Here is a 17,980-nt window from a genome sequence, read left to right as displayed (position 1 = left end):
AGCGTCGCGCGCATGACACACATGTGGCGCGGCGACTTGTTCTGGAAACGATCCCACCCTGACAATGGCCTATCCGGGCCGTACGTTTTTTCGGCCTGTTAAATTCGCACAACCGAATGGCAACCACGGAGAGTGTCAATGCATCGTTTCATCGTCGTTGGGGGAGGCGCTGGGGGACTTGAGCTGGCGACGCGGCTTGGCGATCGCTACGGCAAAAAGAAGAATGGCGAGGCCCGCGCCTTGGTGACGCTCGTCGACCGCTATCCGACGCATATCTGGAAGCCCTTGCTGCACGAGGTCGCGGCCGGCAGCATGGACCCCTTCACGCAGGAGCTCGAATACGCGGCGCAGGCGCGCTGGCACGGCTTCGAGTTTCAGCAGGGCGGGCTGGCCGGGCTCGATCGCAAGGCTAAAAAGATCAGGCTCGCGCCGGTCCTCGACGACGACGGCGCCGAATTGCTGCCCGAGCGCGAACTCGCCTACGACACGCTCGTGATCGCGATCGGCAGTACGACGCATTTCTTCGGCGTGCAAGGCGCGCCGGAACATTCGATCGCGCTCGATACGGTCCATCAGGCCGAGCGTTTCCGCAAGCGTCTGATCGCGGCCTGCATGCGCGCCGAACATCAGGAGTACGCGCGCGTCGAGTGCGGCGACGGCATGTCGCCCGATAACGAAGCGCGCATTCAGGTGGCGATCGTCGGCGGCGGCGCGACGGGGGTCGAATTGTCTGCGGAATTGCGCAACACCGCGCAGGTGCTGTCGGCCTATGGGCTGCACAAGCTCGATCCGCGGCACGACGTCGGCATCGTGCTGATCGAGGCGGGGCAGCGCATTCTTCCCGCGCTGACGGAGCGCGTCTCCGGCGCGACGGCCGAGCTGCTGACCAAGCTCGGCGTGAAGCTCATGCTCGGCGAGACGGTCGCCGAAGTCGCGCCCGGTCTGGTGCGGACCGCGAGCGGCAAGACGGTGCGCGCCGACCTGACGGTCTGGGCGGCGGGCATCAAGGCGCCGCCGGTGCTGTCAAAGCTCGACGGGCTCACGGTGAACCGGCTGGGGCAGCTCGAAGTCCGCCGTACGCTGCAGACCGTCAACGACGACGACATCTTCGCGCTCGGCGATTGCGCCGCCTGCCAATGGCCCGGCAATGAGCGCAACGTGCCGCCGCGCGCGCAAGCGGCGCATCAGCAGGCGAGCTTTCTGTTGAAGTCGCTTGTGAACCGGATGGAGGGCCGGCCGCTTGCGGAGTTCACGTATCGCGACTTCGGCTCGCTCGTGTCGCTCGGGCATTGGAGCGCGGTCGGCAATTTGATGGGCGGGCTGATCGGCGGAAACATGCTGATCGAAGGTCTCTTTGCGCGCTTCATGTACATGTCCCTGTACCGGCTGCATATTGCGGCGCTGCACGGCTATCCGCGAATGATGCTCGATACGTTCGCGCATTGGCTGCGGCGTACCACGCTGCCGCGCGTGAAGCTGCATTGACCTGACCGAAGGCTCGAAAGGCGGGAAAGGCTCCTGCAAAGGGCGCAGCAAGGTAGATGAAGCCATGCGTCGCTAGAATCGATCGAACGCAGCAACGGCTGCGTGTCCCGGCGGGGCCGCCATCGTGCGGCCCGTGCCGTTCCGGTCGAATTCCGCCCGCCGTTGTGCTCAGCTCAGGCAGCGGCCAAAACAAGGAGCGCCGTATGCTGAAGCCCGAAATCGACAGCCTGATCCCGCATGTTCCGTTCGACCGCCGCACGTTCATCAAAGCCGCGCTCGGCAGCGGCTTTGCAGCGTGCGTGCTGCCGGTCTCCGCGCAGACCATCCATACCGATAGCGTCGGGCTCGAAGCGGACGAGATCGGCTTCCATTCGGGCGGCGATCTCATTCCCGCGTATCGCGCGCAGCCGGCGGGCAAGACGCATCTGCCGGTGATCATCGTGATCCACGAGATTTTCGCCGTGCACGAGCATATCGCCGACGTCTGCCGGCGCTTTGCCAAGCTCGGCTATCTCGCGATCGCGCCGAACCTTTATTCGCGCGAAGGCGATCCGTCTGCTTATCCGACGATCCAGCAACTCGACGAAGAGGTGGTCAGCAAGGTCTCCGATGCAACGGTCATGGCCGATCTCGATGCGGCCGTTCAATGGGCCGGCGAGCACGGCGGAGATTTGCATCGGCTGGGCGCGGTCGGTTACTGCTGGGGCGGTCGCCAGGCGTGGCTCTTCGCGGAACACAACCCGCGCCTGAAGGCGGTGGTCGCATGGTACGGGCGCGTGGCCGGCGAGCATGGCCCGATGACTCCGGTGAACCCGATCGATCGGGTGGCGGACCTGCATGCGCCGGTGCTCGGCTTCTATGGCGAGCAGGACAAGAGCATCCCGCAGGACACGCTCGAGCAAATGAAGGCGCTGATCGCGCAAGGCCCGATGGTGGCGCGCGGCTCGCAGTTCGTCGTCTACGGCGACGCGGGGCACGCGTTCTTTGCGGACTATCGGCCGAGCTACCGCAAGGCGGACGCCGAAGATAGCTGGCGCCGTGCCCTAGCGTGGCTCAAGGAGCACGGGGTCGCCTGACGCGATGTCGTGCCAGCAGGCGCCGCGCGGGCCTGCCGTACGAACGCGCATGCGTTGCCTACGGATTCGCGCCCGTCGCAACAGGACGCGACGGGTCCGCGCACCATTCGCTCCACGATCCTGGATACAGCGCGGCGCCGTGCAATCCGGCGATCTCCATCGCCAGCGCGTTGTGGCACGCCGTCACGCCCGACCCGCATTGCAGCATCACCTGCTCGGGCAACTTTCCGCTCAATACGGCGCTGAAGTCTTCGCGCAGCGAGTGTGCGGACTTGAAGCGCCCGTCCCCCGTGAGGTTGTCCATGTAATAGCGGTTCCGGGCCCCCGGAATGTGGCCGCCGACAGGGTCGATCGTCTCGTTCTCGCCGCGATAGCGATCCGGCGAGCGCGCGTCGACCACGACGCGATCGGGTGCCGACAGGTTGCGCAGCACGGCTTGGGCATCGACGGTTGCGACGAGCGGGGCGGCTGCCTTGAAATTGCCTGCCGCCTTGGCGGGCGTCTGCGTATCGAGCGCGAACCCGGCGGCCTGCCATGCCTGCAAACCGCCATCGAGCACCGCTGCCGAGTCGTGGCCGAGCCAGCGCAGCAGCCACCAAAGGCGCGCCGCATAACCGCCGCCCTGTGCGTCGTACGCGACGATCTGCTGATTCTGGTTCAGGCCCTGCGCGGCCAGCGCCGCGACCAGCGCGGCGCGGTCCGGCAGGGGGTGCCGTCCGTTCGTGCCGGTCTTCGCGCCCGACAGGTCGCGATCGAGATGCAGGTAGTGCGCGCCGGGGATATGGCCTGCCGCATAGGCTTGCTCGCCTGCGCCGGTATCCGCGAGACTGAAGCTGCAATCGAAGACAAGCACGCTGCCCGGTGCGTTGGCGATGCGTTCTGCGAGATTGGCGGCTGAAATGAGAGTGGTGTAGTGGGTATGCGGCATGACAGCTCCTGATAGACACGCGTCCGGCTCTTGCTGGAAGGCTGTTGTTAGTCTAAACAAAAAGACGGGCAAGAAGGGTTTCAAACCCGACTTGCCCGTCTTTTCATCTAGCAGATCGCTGTGGCCTAACCGCTCGAATCGCGCTCAGATCGGCCCGAGTTCGCGCCGCAGGAACTCGTGGAAGTGCTGCATGCCGTCTTCCATCGGGCTCTGGTACGGCCCGACCTGCGACTCGCCGCGGTTCATCAGGGCGAGACGTCCGGCGTCCATGCGTTCGCCGATTTCGTCGTCTTCGCGGGCGGTTTCCATGTAGGCGGCACGCTCGGCTTCGACGAACTCGCGCTCGAACAACGCGATTTCCTCGGGGTAGTAGAACTCGACGACGTTCGTCGTCTGAGTCGGGCTGCGCGGAATCAGCCACGACACGACCAGCACGTGCGGATACCACTCGATCATGAGACCGGGGTAGTACACCATCCAGATCGCGCCGAATTCAGGCGGCTCGCCGCCGCGGAAGCGCAACACTTCGTCGTGCCACTTGCGGTACGTGGGGCTGCCCGGTTTCGCGAGCTTGTTGTGTACGCCGACCGTCTGGACGCTGTACCAGTCGCCGAATTCCCACTTGAGGTCGTCGCACGACACGAAGCTGCCGAGGCCCGGGTGGAACGGCACGACGTGGTAGTCCTCCAGATAGACCTCGATGAAGGTCTTCCAGTTGTAGTTGCACTCGTGCACTTCGACGTGATCGAACAGGAAGCCCGAAAAGTCGAAGTGATGCTTCGTGCCGAGGCGTGCGAGATCTTCCGCGACGTTGCGGCCCTGGGCTTCGAACAACAGGCCCTGCCAGTTCTGCAACGGCGTGGCGCCGAGGTTCAGGCACGGGTTGTCGGCGAAGTGCGGCGCGCCGAGCAGGTTGCCGTTCAGGTCGTACGTCCAGCGATGGAGCGGACAGACGATGTTCTCCGTCTGGCCGCGGCCGTTGAGCATGATGGCTTGCCGGTGGCGGCACACGTTGGACAGCAGCTCGACTTGCGACTGCTGGTTGCGCACGAGCACGCGCCCTTCGCTTTCGCTCGGCAGCGCAAAATAACTCCCCGCTTCGGGGGCCATCAACTCGTGCCCGACGTAACGAGGACCTTGCTTGAAAAGTGTTTCGATTTCGCGCGTAAGAAGCGCTGGGTCAAAATAAGCTGTGACTGGCAGCTGGCTGGAGATAGCCTTCAGCTGCAAAGCATTGCTCAGATTGGACATTCCCACTCCCGATGAAGACGTGAAAGCAGTGAACAACCCAACCATCGATAAGTTTCGATTTGGGGAGCCCGCGATTATACCCTTTTCCCCCTCCTTGGGGTGCATAAGTGTCTGATTTGGGTCAAAATTGCCCCCAGAGTTCACAGTTTTTCACTCGAATCCGTCAGGGAAATGGTGGATGCCTTCGGTCTGAGGATTGTGTCGGACAGGTCGGGTTTGTCTCTTTTGCCGTAGAATGTCCGACTTGTTTTTAAATTCCGACTCTGCTCATGGCGAAGACCGCAGCTCAGGACCCCGCTCGTGCCGCGCCAGGCGGCGATGGCGCGCCATTGCCGGAGAACTATGAAGCAGCCGTGGCGGAACTCGAGGAGCTGGTCGCGCGAATGGAAGGCGGCACGCTGAGCCTTGAGGAATCGCTTGCCGCGTACCGGCGCGGCGCCGCACTTGTGGCGTTCTGTCAACAACAATTGGAAAAGGTGGAGCAGCAGGTCCGCGTTCTCGACGGCGAGATGCTGAAGCCGCTTCCCTCCAACGCAGCTCCCGCGGATAGCGGAGATGATCTATGACATTTGAAGAATGGATGCGTTCGGTGCTCGCACGTGTCGAGACTGCACTCGAACACTATTTGCCGGGGCCGGACACTGCGCCTGCCCAACTGCACGAAGCGATGCGCTATGCCGCGCTGGGCGGCGGCAAGCGGGTGCGGCCGTTGCTGTGCCATGCGGCCGGCGAGTTGACCGGCGCTGGCGCGAAGGCGCTCGAAGCGGCGTCGGCGGCACTGGAAATGATTCACGTCTATTCGCTCGTGCACGACGACATGCCGTGCATGGACGACGACGAACTGCGCCGCGGCAAGCCCACGGTGCACGTCAAGTATGACGAGCCGACGGCCTTGCTCGTCGGCGATGCGCTGCAATCGCAGGCGTTCGTCGCGCTGACCGACAGTGCGGCGCTCGCGCCCGCGGCGCAAGCCGCGCTCGTGCGCGAGCTGGCGCTCGCGAGCGGCTCGATCGGCATGGCCGGCGGCCAGGCGATCGATCTGGCGAGCGTGGGCCTCGCGCTGACGCGGCCTCAGCTCGAAACGATGCATCGGATGAAAACCGGTGCGCTCTTGCGTGCAGCCGTGCGCATGGGTGCGCTGGCAGGCGAGGCGCCGGGCGACGAGGCCCTGCGCTCGCTCGACGCGTATTCGGCCGCGGTCGGCCTCGCGTTCCAGGTCGTCGACGACATCCTCGACGTCACGACCGATTCCGCGACGCTCGGCAAGACCGCCGGCAAAGATGCGAAGGACGGTAAGCCGACCTACGTGTCGATCATTGGGCTCGATGCGTCGCGTGCACTGGCTGCGCAGCTGCGCAGCGAGGCGCACGAGGCGCTCGTGCCGTTCGGCGCGCGCGCGCAGCGCCTGGCCGAATTGGCTGACCTGGTTGTGAACCGGGTGAGTTGAACGCGGAAGAAGTTAACGCTATAAGCCCGCCGCCGCGCACGAAACATTCCGGGTGTGCGCGAGACAAGTGCGGGCGCGTAAGTTTTCCTACAATGGAACGACGATGTACGACTTGCTGAAAACTATCGACGACCCAGCGGACCTGCGCCGCCTCGATCGCCGCCAACTGCAGCCGCTCGCCGACGAGTTGCGTGCCTACGTGCTCGACAGCGTGTCGCAGACGGGCGGCCATTTGTCGTCCAATCTCGGTACGGTCGAACTGACGATCGCGCTGCACTATGTGTTCAACACACCGAACGATCGCATCGTCTGGGACGTCGGACACCAAACGTATCCGCACAAGATTCTGACGGGCCGCCGCGACCAGATGCACTCGTTGCGCCAGTTCGGCGGCATCTCGGGCTTCCCGCGCCGCGCGGAATCCGAGTACGACACGTTCGGCACTGCGCACTCGAGCACGTCGATTTCGGCTGCGCTCGGCATGGCGATCGGGAGCAAGCTGAAGGGCGAAGACCGCTTCTCGATCGCGGTGATCGGCGACGGCGCGATGACGGCCGGCATGGCGTTCGAAGCGATGAACAACGCGGGCGTCTGCGACGATGTCCCGCTGCTGGTGATCCTGAACGACAACGACATGTCGATTTCGCCGCCGGTGGGCGCGCTGAATCGCCATCTCGCGCGCCTGATGTCGGGCCGCTTCTACGCAGCGGCGCGCGCCGGCGTCGAGCGCGTGCTGCGCGTGGCGCCGCCGATGCTCGAGCTGGCCCGCAAGCTCGAAGAGCACGCGAAGGGCATGGTCGTGCCGGCCACGCTCTTCGAAGAGTTCGGCTTCAACTACATCGGGCCGATCGACGGCCACGATCTCGATTCGCTGATCCCGACGCTCGAGAACATCCGCGAATTGCGCGGCCCGCAATTCCTGCACGTCGTGACGAAGAAGGGCCAAGGCTACAAGCTCGCCGAGGCCGATCCGGTGCTCTATCACGGTCCGGGCAAGTTCAATCCGGTCGAGGGCATCAAGCCGTCGACGGCGCCTTCCAAGAAGACCTACACGCAAGTGTTCGGCGAATGGCTGTGCGATGCGGCCGAGCTCGATTCGCGCGTGGTCGGCATCACGCCCGCGATGCGCGAAGGCTCGGGCATGGTCGAGTTCGAAAAGCGCTTCAAGGACCGTTACTACGACGTGGGCATCGCGGAGCAGCATGCGGTGACGTTCGCGGGCGGTCTCGCGACCGAAGGGTTGAAGCCGGTCGTCGCGATCTATTCGACGTTCCTGCAACGTGCGTACGACCAGCTGATCCACGACGTCGCGCTGCAAAACCTGCCGGTGGTTTTCGCGATCGATCGCGCGGGCCTCGTCGGCGCGGACGGCGCGACGCACGCGGGCGCGTATGACCTCGCGTTCCTGCGCTGCATCCCGAACATGACCGTGATGGCCGCGTCGGACGAAAACGAATGCCGCCAGATGCTCTACACGGCGCTGCAGCAGCCGAACCCGACTGCGGTGCGCTATCCGCGCGGCGCGGGCACGGGGGTGGCGACCGTCAAGCAGATGACCGCGATTCCGCTTGGCAAGGGCGAAGTCCGCCGTCAGTCGTCTGCGCCGAAGGGCAGCCGCATCGCGATTCTCGCGTTCGGCACGATGGTCGCGCCGGCGCTCGCCGCCGCCGAGGAACTCGATGCGACGGTCGCCAACATGCGCTTCGTCAAGCCGGTCGATGCCGCGCTTCTGCGCGAGCTCGCCGAGACGCACGACGCGCTCGTGACGGTCGAAGAAGGTTGCATCATGGGCGGCGCGGGCTCAGCCTGCGTCGAATCCCTCCTTGCCGATGGGGTTATCCGACCCGTACTACAATTGGGCCTTCCCGATGCCTTCATCGACCACGGCGAGCCGGCCAAGCTGCTCGCGGGCTGTGGGCTCGACGGTGCGGGCATCGCGAAATCGATCCGCGAGCGCTTTCTGAAGCAGGCGGCCGAAGGCGAGGCCACCAAGCTCGCAAAGCGCGTCGCTTGACGGTGCGGCTGCGGTCGCGGCCGTGCCTCTCCCGGTTGGTTTGAATGACATGGGCCTGCGGGCCCATGTTTCGTTACTGGCATCGCGGATGCCAGCCGGCGCGCGGCCTTTTAAGCGCGTTCGTGAATGACAGTACAGGACAGAACAAGATGAATCAGATGAACCCCGCCTTTGTGATGCCCGATGTGCAAAGCACGGTCGACACTCGCCAGATCGCGATTCAGCGGGTCGGCGTCAAGGCGGTGCGCCATCCGCTCACCGTGAGGGCGGCCGACGGTGAGATCCAGCCGACGGTCGGCACGTGGAATCTCGACGTGCATCTGCCGGCCGAGCAAAAGGGCACGCACATGTCGCGCTTCGTCGCGCTGCTCGAGGAAAACAAGGCGCCGCTCGAACCGGCGACGTTCCGCGCGATGCTCGCGTCGATGCTCGAGAAGCTCGAGGCGAAGGCCGGCCGCATCGAAGTGACGTTTCCGTACTTCGTGAACAAGATCGCGCCGGTGTCGGGCGTGAAGAGCCTGCTCGATTACGAAGTCACGCTCACGGGCGACACGCGCAACGGTGCGACGCGCCTGTTCTTGCGCGTGCTCGTGCCGGTGACGAGCCTGTGCCCGTGCTCGAAGAAGATCTCGCAATACGGCGCGCACAATCAGCGCTCGCACGTGACGATCAACGCTGAGCTGGCGGGCGATCTGCCGGTCGAGGAACTGATTCGGATCGCTGAGGAAGAGGCGTCGTGCGAGCTATGGGGGCTGTTGAAGCGCCCAGACGAGAAGTTCGTGACGGAGCGCGCCTACGAGAATCCTAAGTTCGTCGAAGATCTCGTGCGCGATGTGGCGCAGCGTCTGAATCAGGACGGGCGCGTCGTCGCGTATGTGCTCGAAGCCGAGAACTTCGAATCGATCCACAATCACAGCGCGTATGCGGTCATCGAGCATGACAAGCGCGATGCGGTCGATGGAGTGTGAGTCGACGGCCTGTATCGCCGTTGCTTTGACGGCTCGGCAGCAGCAGTGACGAAGGGGCGCCTGGAAGGCGCCCCTTCGTGCGTCTGGACGGCGCGTCAAGCCGGCTCGCCGCCTTCGGTCATCGAAGGAAACGTCACGATAACCGTGGCCCCGCCGCCTGGCGTCGTGTCGATCGAGGCCTGTGCGCGATGCACGCGTGCAATCTCACGCACGATCGAGAGCCCGAGCCCATTGCCGTCCGCCGCTTGCGAAGCCGTGCCGCGATAGAAACGCTCGAACACCGCGTCGCGCTCCGCGGGCGAGATGCCGGGACCGTCGTCGATGACCGCGAGCGACGGCCGCCCGGCGATATCGCAGCCGACACGTACCGTGATCACCGAGCCGTCGCCGGCGTAGCGGATGGCGTTGTCGATCAGATTGCCGATCAACTCGACGAGCAGATCGGCGCGCCCGAGCACGTGGACCTTCACCTCCTGTTCCAAACCCAAATCGATGCCGCGGGCGCGCGCCACCGGCGACCAATCGAGCGTCGCGCTGCGCGCGACCTGGTGCAGCGGCACGCCGGCGAGCGTCGCGACGTAGGCGCAATCGGTATCGAGCCGCGAGAGCGACAGCAATTGCTGCACGGCCTTGCCCGCGTGCCGCACGGCGCCGTTCAGGCGGCGCAAGTGCCGTTCGACGCCGGGCGGCGCGGATTCGCACATGGCCAGCTCGGATTCGGCCTGAATGACGGCGAGCGGCGTCTTCAGCTGATGGGCGGCATCGGCGAAGAAGCGGCGGCGCGCGGTCTGCATCTGCTGCATGCGCCCGATGTATTGATTGATCGACTCGACGAGCGGCGCGACTTCGCTCGGCAAATCGGTGTTGTCGAGCGGTGCCGGGTCGCCGTCCGAGCGGCTCGAGACCGTGGCCGAGAAGCGCTTGAGCGGACGCAGCCCGAGGCCCACGCCGAGCCACACAATGGCGATGGCAAGCGCGGTCAAGAGCACTTCCTGCACCAGTGAGCCGATCAGGATGTCGCGCGCGAGCGCCTCGCGCGGCTCGATCGTTTCGCCGACGAGCACCCAGACGAAACGCGTCTGCGCGCTCGGCACGTCGTGCACCGCCACCCTCAGCACGGCCATGCGCAACGACTGCTCGCGGTAGGTCGCGTTGAAAAAGCGCGGGCCGTGTCCCGTGGCGTCGCGCTCGGCAGGCAGCGGCAAGTCCTGATAGCCGGTCACCGCGAGCCCCGTTTCGTCGCGAATCACGTAGTAGATCTTGCCGCCCGCATCCGACTCGAACATTTCGAGCGCGAGATAGGGCAGATCGACCTCGATCTCGCCATCGCGCAGCCGGATGCCGTCGCGGATCGCGCGCAGCGAGACGTCGAGCGTGCGGTCGAACGCGGCATGGGCGGCGCTCATTGCCCGCTGATAGGTGAGCCACGCGTCGAACACGAGCAGCGCGAGGAGCGGCAGCAGCAGCCACAGTGTCACCTGCGCGCGCAGATTGAGCTTCTTCATCGCCCGGGCGGATTTCCTTCGGCGCGTCGGCAATCGCGTCCGCGCGGGCCGTCTTCCTTGGCTTCGAGCAGATAGCCGAGCCCGCGCAGCGTCGTGATCGCCGCGCGGCTGCCTTCGAGCTTCTTGCGCAGGCGGTGGACGTAGAGCTCGATCACGTCGGGATTGACCGACTCGGCGAGCCCGTAAATCTTTTCCGATAGCGCCTCTTTGTTGATCGCACGCCCGTTGCGCAGGGTCAGCACTTCGAGCACGGCGCGCTCGCGCGGTGTCAGCGCGAGTGGCTCGCCCGCGAGCGTGAACGTGCGCGCGACGCTGTCGAATTCGAGCGGCCCCACGCGGATGTGCGCGCTGTCGTGCCCGTGGCTGCGCCGGATCAGCGCTCGGGCGCGCGCTTCGAGTTCGACGAGCTCGACGGGCTTGCCGAGATAGTCGTCCGCGCCGAGATCGAGGCCGCGCACGCGGTCTTCGACCGCATCGTGCGCGGTGAGGATCAGCACCGGCACGGGGTTGCGCCGCTGCCGCAGCCGTCTCAGCACTTCGAGGCCGTCCAGCTTCGGCAGTCCGATGTCGAGGATGACGAGCGCGTAGTCCTGGGTGCGGAGCACGTGATCGGCGGCCTCGCCGTCGGACATGCAGTCGACCGCGAAGCGCGCATTGGCGAGCGCGTCGTCAAGCGCGCGAGCAAGAACGGGATTGTCTTCGACAAGCAAAACGCGCATGGACCCGTCCTAAGGGAAATTACTTAGCGAAAACAAGGGCTTTCCTCGATCTCTAAATAATTTGGAAAGCGAATAGAAAGCTATCGGAAAGTATCATGATTTCCCTTGTACGAGATAACAATTTCTGGAGGGAGATGATGCAAGCCAAGATGAATTCGAAGGCGCCGTTCAACGCACGCGCCCGCTTGGCGCCGCTCGTGGCGGCGAGCGCGCTGCTTTTGGCCGTCCCCGTGCAGGCGCAAGTGCCTGCCCGATATCCGGCCGCCTATCAGGAAACCATCGACGCTGCGAAAAAGGAAGGTCAACTGATCGTCTACTCGACGACGGATACCGTGCTTGTGCGCGGTCTTATCAAGGACTTCGAAGCGCTCTACGGCGTCAAGGTCGAGTACAGCAACATGAACAGCACCGAGATCTACAACCGCTTCATCAGCGAGACGGCCGCCAAAAGTAAAAGCGGCGACGTGCTGTGGAGCACGGCGATGGATCTCCAGGTGAAGCTCGTCAACGATGGCCTGATGGCGAGCTATGCGTCACCTGAAGCGGGCGCCCTGCCCCAGTGGGCGCAATACCAGAAGCAGGTCTACAGCACGAACTACGAGCCTGTGGCGATCGTCTACAACAAGCGCCTGCTGCCGCCCGGCGAAGTGCCGCAAACGCGGGCCGAATTCATCAAGCTGTTGCAGTCGCAGCCGCAGAAGTTCAAGGGCAAGGTCACGATGTACGACATCGAAAAGTCCGGGGCCGGTTTCAACTATCTGACGCAGGATGTCCGCATCAATCCGCAAGTCACCTGGGATCTGGTGCGCGCCATGGGCGCAAGCCACCCGAAGCTGCAGTCGAGCGCGGGCGCGATGATGGAGCGGATTTCGTCGGGCGAGAACCTGATCGGCTACAACATCTTCGCCTCGTATGCGTCCGCCAAGGCCAAGAAAGATCCGTCGATGGGCTACCTCTATCCGAAGGACTACACCCAGGTCGCGAGCCGTCTCGTCACGATTTCGAAGTCGTCGGCGAACCCGAATGCGGCGCGTCTGTGGGTCGACTACTTGTTGTCGAAGCGCGGGCAGACGCTGCTTGCGGAACAAGCCAACCTGTTTCCGATTCGCGAGGACGTCGGCGGCGAGAACTCGATGAGCGCGCTGCAAAAACAGCTCGGCGATTCGCTGAAGCCGATCCCGATCGGCACGGGCTTGCTTGTCTACCTCGATCAGCAGAAGCGTCTCGAGTTTCTGAAGCAGTGGCGGCAGTCCATCCGCGGTTGAAGGCGGGCCGCTCGGGCGCTGTTTGACGTGCTACGTGACGGCCTGCGGGTTTAGCGCCGAGTCAAGCGCGGCCAATTCCATCGGGCGGCTGAACCCTCGCCGCCCGATCATTCGCTTCCCATTTTCAGCAATCGACAAACGTCCCCGCCGGGACGTAGGGAGACACTCATGCTTTCAACCAAGGCGGACAGCAAACCGCCGCTCTTGCGCTCGCTCGCGCAAGCGGGCCAGGCTGTCCGCAGCCATTCCGTGCAGCGCCTGCCCGATCCCGCGTGGCGCGGTCTCGCGGTGCTGTTTCGCTGGCTCGTCATCGCCGTGTTGGCCACGGCCGTGCTGTTGCCGCTGTCGTTCATCGTGCTGCAGAGCGTGCTGTCCGCGCCGTTCTTCGACGCGAACAAAACCTTCGGCATCGACGGCTATCGCTTCATCTTCAGCGATCCCGACTTCTGGGAGGCCGCGAGGAACTCGCTGATCATCGCGAGCGGCATGCTGCTCATTTCGATTCCGCTCGGCGGCGTCCTCGCGTTCCTGATGACGCGCACGGATCTGCCTGGCTGCCGCTGGCTCGAGCCGCTGCTGCTCACGCCGGTCTTCGTGTCGCCGATGGTGCTTGCGTTCGGATATGTGATCGCTGCGGGCCCGGTCGGCTTCTTTTCGGTCTGGTGGCAGGAGTGGTTCGGCGTACCAGAGGCGCCGTGGACGGTGTATTCGGTGTTCGCGATTACGGTCATCGTCGGGCTCACGCATGTGCCGCACGTCTACCTGTATTCGGCGGCGGCGCTGCGCAATCTGGGCTCCGACGTCGAGGAAGCGGCGCGCGTGGCCGGCGCGCGGCCGTTCCGCGTGGCGCTCGATGTCAGCCTGCCGATGACGATGCCGTCGCTGCTCTTTTCCGGCGTGCTCGTGTTCTTTCTCGGCTTCGAAGTGTTCGGCTTGCCGCTCGTGCTTGGCGATCCGGAAGGGCACTTCGTGCTCGCGACTTATTTGTACAAGCTCACGAACAAGCTCGGCGTGCCGTCGTATCACCTGATGGCGGCCGTCGCGATGTGCATCGTCGCCGTGACGTTCCCGCTCGTGCTGCTGCAACGGCATCTGCTCAAAAGCGCGAACAAGTTTGTGACCGTCAAGGGCAAGGCCGGACGGCAGACGGTGCTGCCGCTCGGTGTCTGGCGCTGGGTTGCGCTCGCGATCGTCGCGTGCTGGCTGTTCTTGACCGTGATCGTGCCGATCTCGGGCATCGTTTTGCGTTCCGTCGTCAAGCACTGGGGCATGGGTGTGTCGCTTGCCGAAGCGCTGACGCTCTCGAACTTCGTCGAGCTGTTCGAGCAGGACAACCTCGTGCGGGCCATCGTGAACACGCTTGGCATCGGCGTGATCGGCGGCGCGCTTGCGGTCGGTTTCTATGCGCTCGTGGCGTTCGCGGGGCACCGCCGCGGCGATTGGGGCGCCAAGCTGATCGACTACATCGTGCTGCTGCCGCGCGCCGTGCCCGGCCTTCTCGCCGGTCTTGCATTCCTGTGGCTCTTTCTGTTCGTGCCGTTTTTGAAGGAGCTCAAGAACTCGATGTGGAGCATCTGGATCGCGTATTCGGTCGTCTGGCTCGCCTACGGCATGCGGCTCATTCAAAGCGCGCTGCTGCAAGTCGGCCCGGATCTTGAAGAAGCGGCGCGCAGCGTCGGCGCGTCGAGAAGCCGCACGAGCCTCGATGTCACGCTGCCGCTCGTGCGCTTCGGGTTGCTCGCCGCGTGGCTCTTGATCTTCATGATCTTCGAGCGCGAGTACTCGACGGCCGTCTACCTGCTCTCGCCCGGCACCGAGGTGATCGGCTCGCTGCTCGTGTCGCTGTGGGCGACCGGCGCGGTCGATCAGGTCGCTGCCCTTTCCGTTGTCAATATCGCGATGGTCGCAGCCGGCCTCGGCGTCGCCTTGCGTTTCGGAGTCAAGTTGAATGGATAAGCTCTCTGTCGAAAACCTCTGCCTCTCCTATGGCGCGAATCCGATCCTCAACGGGGTGTCGTTCGAATTGAAGGCGGGCGAGGTGGTATCGCTGCTCGGCGCATCCGGCAGCGGCAAGACCACGGTGCTGCGTTCGGTCGCGGGGCTCGAACAGCCGTCGAGCGGGCGCATCCGGCTCGACGACACCGTGTTTTTCGACGGCGCTTCGGGCATCGATCTGCCAGTCGAGCAGCGCTCGCTCGGGCTCGTGTTTCAGTCGTATGCGCTGTGGCCCCACCGCACCGTCGCGGCGAACGTCGGCTACGGTCTCGCGCTGCGCCATGTCGCACGCGACGAGCAGGAGCGCCGCGTCATGCGCGCGCTCGAACAACTCGGTCTCGCGCATCTGGCCGAGCGGTATCCGTATCAGCTTTCGGGCGGGCAGCAGCAGCGCGTGGCGATTGCGCGCGCACTCGTCTACAACCCGCCGGTGATTCTGCTCGACGAACCGCTTTCGAATCTCGATGCGAAGCTGCGCGAAGAGGCGAGAGCGTGGCTGCGCGAGCTGATCGTGTCGCTGGAGCTCGCGGCGTTGTGCGTCACACATGATCAGACCGAGGCGATGGCGATGTCCGACCGCATCCTGCTCTTGCGCAACGGACGTATCGAGCAGGAGGGCACACCCGCTGAGCTGTACGGCGCGCCGCGTTCGCTCTATGCGGCGGAATTCATGGGGAGCAACAACTGCATCGACGGCGTCGTGGCTTCCATCGCGGGCAAGCGCGTCACGCTCGTCGGCGACGGCTGGCAGTTGGAAGCGCGCGCACACACGCCGCTGCAGACGGGGCAGGCCGCGCAAGCGGTTATCCGGCTCGAGCGTGTGAAGCTGGCCGACGGCCCGGGAGCCAATCGCGTGATGGCGGACCTCGTTGCAGCCGTCTATCTCGGCGATCGCTGGGAGTATCTGTTTCATTGCGGGGAGCTGCGCTTCCGCGCGTTCGGAAACCGGCAGAAGGCGCTGGAGCCTCATTGGATCGAATTGCCCGCCGAGGACTGCTGGGCGTTTGCCGTGGAGGAAATGGCCTGTTGAGGTTGTCGCAGCGCCATCGAGCGCTGCGCGTCGTATCCATATTAATGAGGAGTACATATATGAAAGCTTATAAAACGACGCTGGCGATTGCCGGGTTTTCATGCGCAGGCTTCGCCAGTGCGCAATCGAGTGTGACGCTTTACGGCATCGTCGATGCGGGCATCGAATACGTGAACCACGCGAGCGTCGACGGCGGCTTGACGCGCTTCGTTTCGGGCGCGAAGAACACGTCGCGTTGGGGGCTGCGCGGCGTCGAGGATCTGGGGGGCGGGCTCAAAGCCATATTCCAGCTCGAAAACGGGTTCAATGTCGGGGACGGCAGGCTTGACGACGGCGCCGACGCGATCTTCGGCCGCCGTGCGACGGTAGGTTTGGCAAGCCGCTTCGGCCAACTGACGCTAGGCCGGATGTACACGACGACCTACGACTATCTGCTGCCGTTCGACCCGATGGGCTACGCGCAAAACTATTCGTGGGCGACCTCGTCGACGGCGACGGGCGGCCGTAAGGATGCGATGTTCACGCGCTCGTCGAACGCTGTGCGGTATGACGGCGAGTTCGGCGGTTTCAAGTTTGGCGGCACGTTCGGGTTTGGCAACGTCGCCGGCGATTTCAGAGCGAATTCGAAGTACGACGTCGGCATCGGGTACGGCAGCGGGCCATTCGCGGCGGTCGCGACGTTCGACCTGCAACGCGGCGCGGGCAAGAGCCTGTCGCCCGCCGATACGACCGACTCCATCCGGGGCATCCACGCGGGCCTCAGCTACGACTTCGGCGCGGCCAAAGCGATGGCGGGCTATCGCAACTATCGGCGCGCATTTACGACGAACGCCCCGAAGCAATTGAGCGACATGTACTGGCTTGGTGGTTCGTATGCGTTCACGCCGAGCTTCACGTTGATCGGCGCGGTCTATCACCAGAACATCCACGGGGCGAACGATACCGATCCGACTCTGTTCTCGCTGCGCACGCACTATGCGTTGTCCAAGCGCACGGCGCTGTATCTCGCGGGCGGTTACGCGATAGCGGGCAACGATCAGGCGGTGAGCGTGTCGCGAGACATGACCGGTTTCGCCGACACGCAGCTAGGCGTGACGGCTGGCGTGCAACATCGGTTCTAAGGGGGCGGGCGGCGAGCGTTCGGGATGGCCGCCGCGTTTCAGCCGTTAGCGCGTGTGTACTGGCTCACGCGCGTTACCGCGCGAGCGAAGCCAGATCCCAGCGCGGCTTCACCGTGAACGCATATTCGCGGTTTGCCTGGGCGGGCCAGCGTGCGAGCCGCAGCGCGCCTGCAAGCGCGATCATTGCGCCGTTGTCGGTGCAAAGCGCGAGATCCGGGTAGTGCACGTCGAAGCCGCGCTGTTTCGACGCCGCCGAAAGCGCCTCGCGCAATTGCCGGTTTGCCCCGACGCCGCCCGCGACGACGAGGCGCTTGAGCTTCGTCTTCTTGAGCGCGGCGAGCGACTTGGCTGCAAGCACGTCGACGGCCGCATCGACGAAGCCGCGCGCAAGATCCGCTTTCGCCTGCTCGCAGACGTTCGATCCGAGCTTCTTCATGTGCGTGAGCACGGCGGTCTTCAGGCCGCTGAAGCTGAAATCGAGGTCGCCCGAATGCAGCATCGGACGCGGCAGCGCGACCGCGCCCGGCGTGCCGAACTCCGCGAGGCGCGACACTTCCGGGCCGCCCGGATAGCCGAGCCCGAGCAGCTTCGCGGTCTTGTCGAAGGCTTCGCCGGCCGCATCGTCGAGCGTTTCGCCGAGCGTTTCGTAGACACCGACGTCGGTCACGCGCATCAACTGCGTATGGCCGCCGGACACGAGCAGCGCGACGAACGGAAAGGGCGGAGGCGCGTCGACGAGCAGCGGCGACAGCAAGTGACCTTCGAGGTGATGGATGCCGATGGTGGGTTTGTCCCAAGCCATGGCGAGCGCGTTCGCGATGCTCGCGCCGACCAGCAGCGCGCCCGCGAGCCCGGGCCCTTGCGTGAATGCGATTGCATCGATGTCCGAGCGGGTCGCATCGGCGCGCGCGAGCACCTCTTCGAGCAGCGGCAGCGCGCGGCGGATATGGTCGCGCGAAGCCAGCTCCGGCACCACGCCGCCGTATTCGCGGTGCATGGCGATCTGCGAGTGCAGCGCGTGGGCGAGCAGGCCGCGCTCGGTGTCGTAGAGCGCGAGGCCGGTTTCGTCGCAGGAGCTTTCGATGCCGAGAACAAGCATGGTTTGTATTGCGAGCGGCGTGGAAAAACGCCAAGAAGGGACGTTGGGCCAGCCGTAGAAGGGCTATTAGGCAAGCC

Annotated in this window: 15 protein-coding genes; 10 read left to right on the top strand and 5 right to left on the bottom strand. The window is 64.7% G+C overall.

Features of this window, described 5'->3' with window-relative positions:
* Positions 1–138: 138 nt before the first annotated feature.
* Both FAZ95_RS37450 and FAZ95_RS37445 read left to right on the top strand, forming a co-directional pair.
* The gene (locus tag FAZ95_RS37450; protein WP_137337326.1) at positions 139–1,485 is read left to right on the top strand and encodes an NAD(P)/FAD-dependent oxidoreductase; all 1,347 of its coding nucleotides are present in this window, start codon (positions 139–141) and stop codon (positions 1,483–1,485) included.
* Between the two features lie 203 nt (positions 1,486–1,688).
* A complete protein-coding gene (locus FAZ95_RS37445) occupies positions 1,689–2,561 on the top strand; it encodes a dienelactone hydrolase family protein (protein ID WP_137337325.1) in 873 nt (290 codons plus the stop codon).
* A gap of 58 nt (positions 2,562–2,619) precedes the next feature.
* On the opposite strand, the gene FAZ95_RS37440 is transcribed toward FAZ95_RS37445, so the two are convergent.
* Positions 2,620–3,489: a sulfurtransferase gene (locus tag FAZ95_RS37440; protein ID WP_137337324.1), complete on the bottom strand. Its 870-nt coding sequence runs from the start codon at positions 3,487–3,489 to the stop codon at positions 2,620–2,622.
* A 144-nt stretch (positions 3,490–3,633) separates the two neighbouring features.
* Complete coding sequence (locus tag FAZ95_RS37435) at positions 3,634–4,740, bottom strand: aromatic ring-hydroxylating oxygenase subunit alpha (RefSeq protein WP_137337323.1); 1,107 nt, start codon at positions 4,738–4,740, stop codon at positions 3,634–3,636.
* Between the two features lie 269 nt (positions 4,741–5,009).
* Here FAZ95_RS37435 and FAZ95_RS37430 point away from each other — a divergent pair, with 269 nt between their 5' ends.
* The 4 genes from FAZ95_RS37430 to folE2 all read left to right on the top strand — a co-directional run bounded on the left by FAZ95_RS37430 (position 5,010) and on the right by folE2 (position 9,169).
* Positions 5,010–5,306: an exodeoxyribonuclease VII small subunit gene (locus tag FAZ95_RS37430; protein WP_137337322.1), complete on the top strand. Its 297-nt coding sequence runs from the start codon at positions 5,010–5,012 to the stop codon at positions 5,304–5,306.
* Positions 5,303–6,187, top strand: a complete 885-nt coding sequence (locus tag FAZ95_RS37425) for a polyprenyl synthetase family protein (RefSeq protein ID WP_137337321.1) — start codon at positions 5,303–5,305, stop codon at positions 6,185–6,187. The genes FAZ95_RS37430 and FAZ95_RS37425 overlap by 4 nt, the downstream gene beginning before the upstream one ends.
* 103 nt (positions 6,188–6,290) lie before the next feature.
* Positions 6,291–8,201, top strand: coding sequence for a 1-deoxy-D-xylulose-5-phosphate synthase (gene dxs, locus FAZ95_RS37420; RefSeq protein WP_137337320.1), 1,911 nt, complete (start codon positions 6,291–6,293; stop codon positions 8,199–8,201).
* A 149-nt stretch (positions 8,202–8,350) separates the two neighbouring features.
* A complete protein-coding gene (gene folE2, locus FAZ95_RS37415) occupies positions 8,351–9,169 on the top strand; it encodes a GTP cyclohydrolase FolE2 (RefSeq protein ID WP_137337319.1) in 819 nt (272 codons plus the stop codon).
* 95 nt (positions 9,170–9,264) lie between these two features.
* On the opposite strand, the gene FAZ95_RS37410 is transcribed toward folE2, so the two are convergent.
* Positions 9,265–10,674: a sensor histidine kinase gene (locus FAZ95_RS37410; protein ID WP_137337318.1), complete on the bottom strand. Its 1,410-nt coding sequence runs from the start codon at positions 10,672–10,674 to the stop codon at positions 9,265–9,267.
* Positions 10,671–11,393, bottom strand: a complete 723-nt coding sequence (locus FAZ95_RS37405; RefSeq protein ID WP_137337317.1) for a response regulator — start codon at positions 11,391–11,393, stop codon at positions 10,671–10,673. The genes FAZ95_RS37410 and FAZ95_RS37405 overlap by 4 nt, the downstream gene beginning before the upstream one ends.
* A 149-nt stretch (positions 11,394–11,542) precedes the next feature.
* Between FAZ95_RS37405 and FAZ95_RS37400 the strand changes: the two genes are divergently transcribed.
* The 4 genes from FAZ95_RS37400 to FAZ95_RS37385 all read left to right on the top strand — a co-directional run bounded on the left by FAZ95_RS37400 (position 11,543) and on the right by FAZ95_RS37385 (position 16,804).
* Entirely contained in the window at positions 11,543–12,658 is a 1,116-nt protein-coding gene (locus tag FAZ95_RS37400; protein ID WP_137337798.1) for an ABC transporter substrate-binding protein, read from the top strand.
* Between the two features lie 168 nt (positions 12,659–12,826).
* On the top strand, positions 12,827–14,614 hold the full coding sequence (locus tag FAZ95_RS37395) for an ABC transporter permease (RefSeq protein WP_137337316.1): 1,788 nt from the start codon (positions 12,827–12,829) through the stop codon (positions 14,612–14,614).
* A complete protein-coding gene (locus tag FAZ95_RS37390; RefSeq protein WP_137337315.1) occupies positions 14,607–15,683 on the top strand; it encodes an ABC transporter ATP-binding protein in 1,077 nt (358 codons plus the stop codon). Before FAZ95_RS37395 ends, FAZ95_RS37390 begins: the two co-directional genes overlap by 8 nt.
* A 59-nt stretch (positions 15,684–15,742) precedes the next feature.
* Entirely contained in the window at positions 15,743–16,804 is a 1,062-nt protein-coding gene (locus tag FAZ95_RS37385; protein WP_437437770.1) for a porin, read from the top strand.
* Positions 16,805–16,877: 73 nt separating this feature from the next.
* On the opposite strand, the gene tsaD is transcribed toward FAZ95_RS37385, so the two are convergent.
* Positions 16,878–17,903 (bottom strand): tRNA (adenosine(37)-N6)-threonylcarbamoyltransferase complex transferase subunit TsaD, encoded by a 1,026-nt coding sequence (gene tsaD / locus FAZ95_RS37380; protein ID WP_137337313.1) that lies wholly within the window; start codon positions 17,901–17,903, stop codon positions 16,878–16,880.
* Positions 17,904–17,980: the final 77 nt, after the last annotated feature.

The sequence above is a fragment of the Trinickia violacea genome (assembly GCF_005280735.1).
Taxonomy (GTDB): Bacteria; Pseudomonadota; Gammaproteobacteria; order Burkholderiales; family Burkholderiaceae; genus Trinickia_A; species Trinickia_A violacea.
This window is presented reverse-complemented; position numbering and strand designations above follow the sequence as displayed.

Bases quoted from the DNA above. Each gene is read 5' to 3' on its own strand.
- FAZ95_RS37410 (WP_137337318.1), bottom strand. From the start codon at position 10,674: ATGAAGAAGCTCAATCTGCGCGCGCAGGTGACACTGTGGCTGCTGCTG.
- FAZ95_RS37400 (WP_137337798.1), top strand. From the start codon at position 11,543: ATGAATTCGAAGGCGCCGTTCAACGCACGCGCCCGCTTGGCGCCGCTC.
- FAZ95_RS37430 (WP_137337322.1), top strand. From the start codon at position 5,010: ATGGCGAAGACCGCAGCTCAGGACCCCGCTCGTGCCGCGCCAGGCGGC.
- FAZ95_RS37445 (WP_137337325.1), top strand. From the start codon at position 1,689: ATGCTGAAGCCCGAAATCGACAGCCTGATCCCGCATGTTCCGTTCGAC.
- FAZ95_RS37395 (WP_137337316.1), top strand. From the start codon at position 12,827: ATGCTTTCAACCAAGGCGGACAGCAAACCGCCGCTCTTGCGCTCGCTC.
- FAZ95_RS37435 (WP_137337323.1), bottom strand. From the start codon at position 4,740: ATGTCCAATCTGAGCAATGCTTTGCAGCTGAAGGCTATCTCCAGCCAG.
- folE2 (WP_137337319.1), top strand. From the start codon at position 8,351: ATGAATCAGATGAACCCCGCCTTTGTGATGCCCGATGTGCAAAGCACG.
- FAZ95_RS37390 (WP_137337315.1), top strand. From the start codon at position 14,607: ATGGATAAGCTCTCTGTCGAAAACCTCTGCCTCTCCTATGGCGCGAAT.
- FAZ95_RS37440 (WP_137337324.1), bottom strand. From the start codon at position 3,489: ATGCCGCATACCCACTACACCACTCTCATTTCAGCCGCCAATCTCGCA.
- FAZ95_RS37405 (WP_137337317.1), bottom strand. From the start codon at position 11,393: ATGCGCGTTTTGCTTGTCGAAGACAATCCCGTTCTTGCTCGCGCGCTT.
- tsaD (WP_137337313.1), bottom strand. From the start codon at position 17,903: ATGCTTGTTCTCGGCATCGAAAGCTCCTGCGACGAAACCGGCCTCGCG.
- FAZ95_RS37450 (WP_137337326.1), top strand. From the start codon at position 139: ATGCATCGTTTCATCGTCGTTGGGGGAGGCGCTGGGGGACTTGAGCTG.
- FAZ95_RS37385 (WP_437437770.1), top strand. From the start codon at position 15,743: ATGAAAGCTTATAAAACGACGCTGGCGATTGCCGGGTTTTCATGCGCA.
- FAZ95_RS37425 (WP_137337321.1), top strand. From the start codon at position 5,303: ATGACATTTGAAGAATGGATGCGTTCGGTGCTCGCACGTGTCGAGACT.
- dxs (WP_137337320.1), top strand. From the start codon at position 6,291: ATGTACGACTTGCTGAAAACTATCGACGACCCAGCGGACCTGCGCCGC.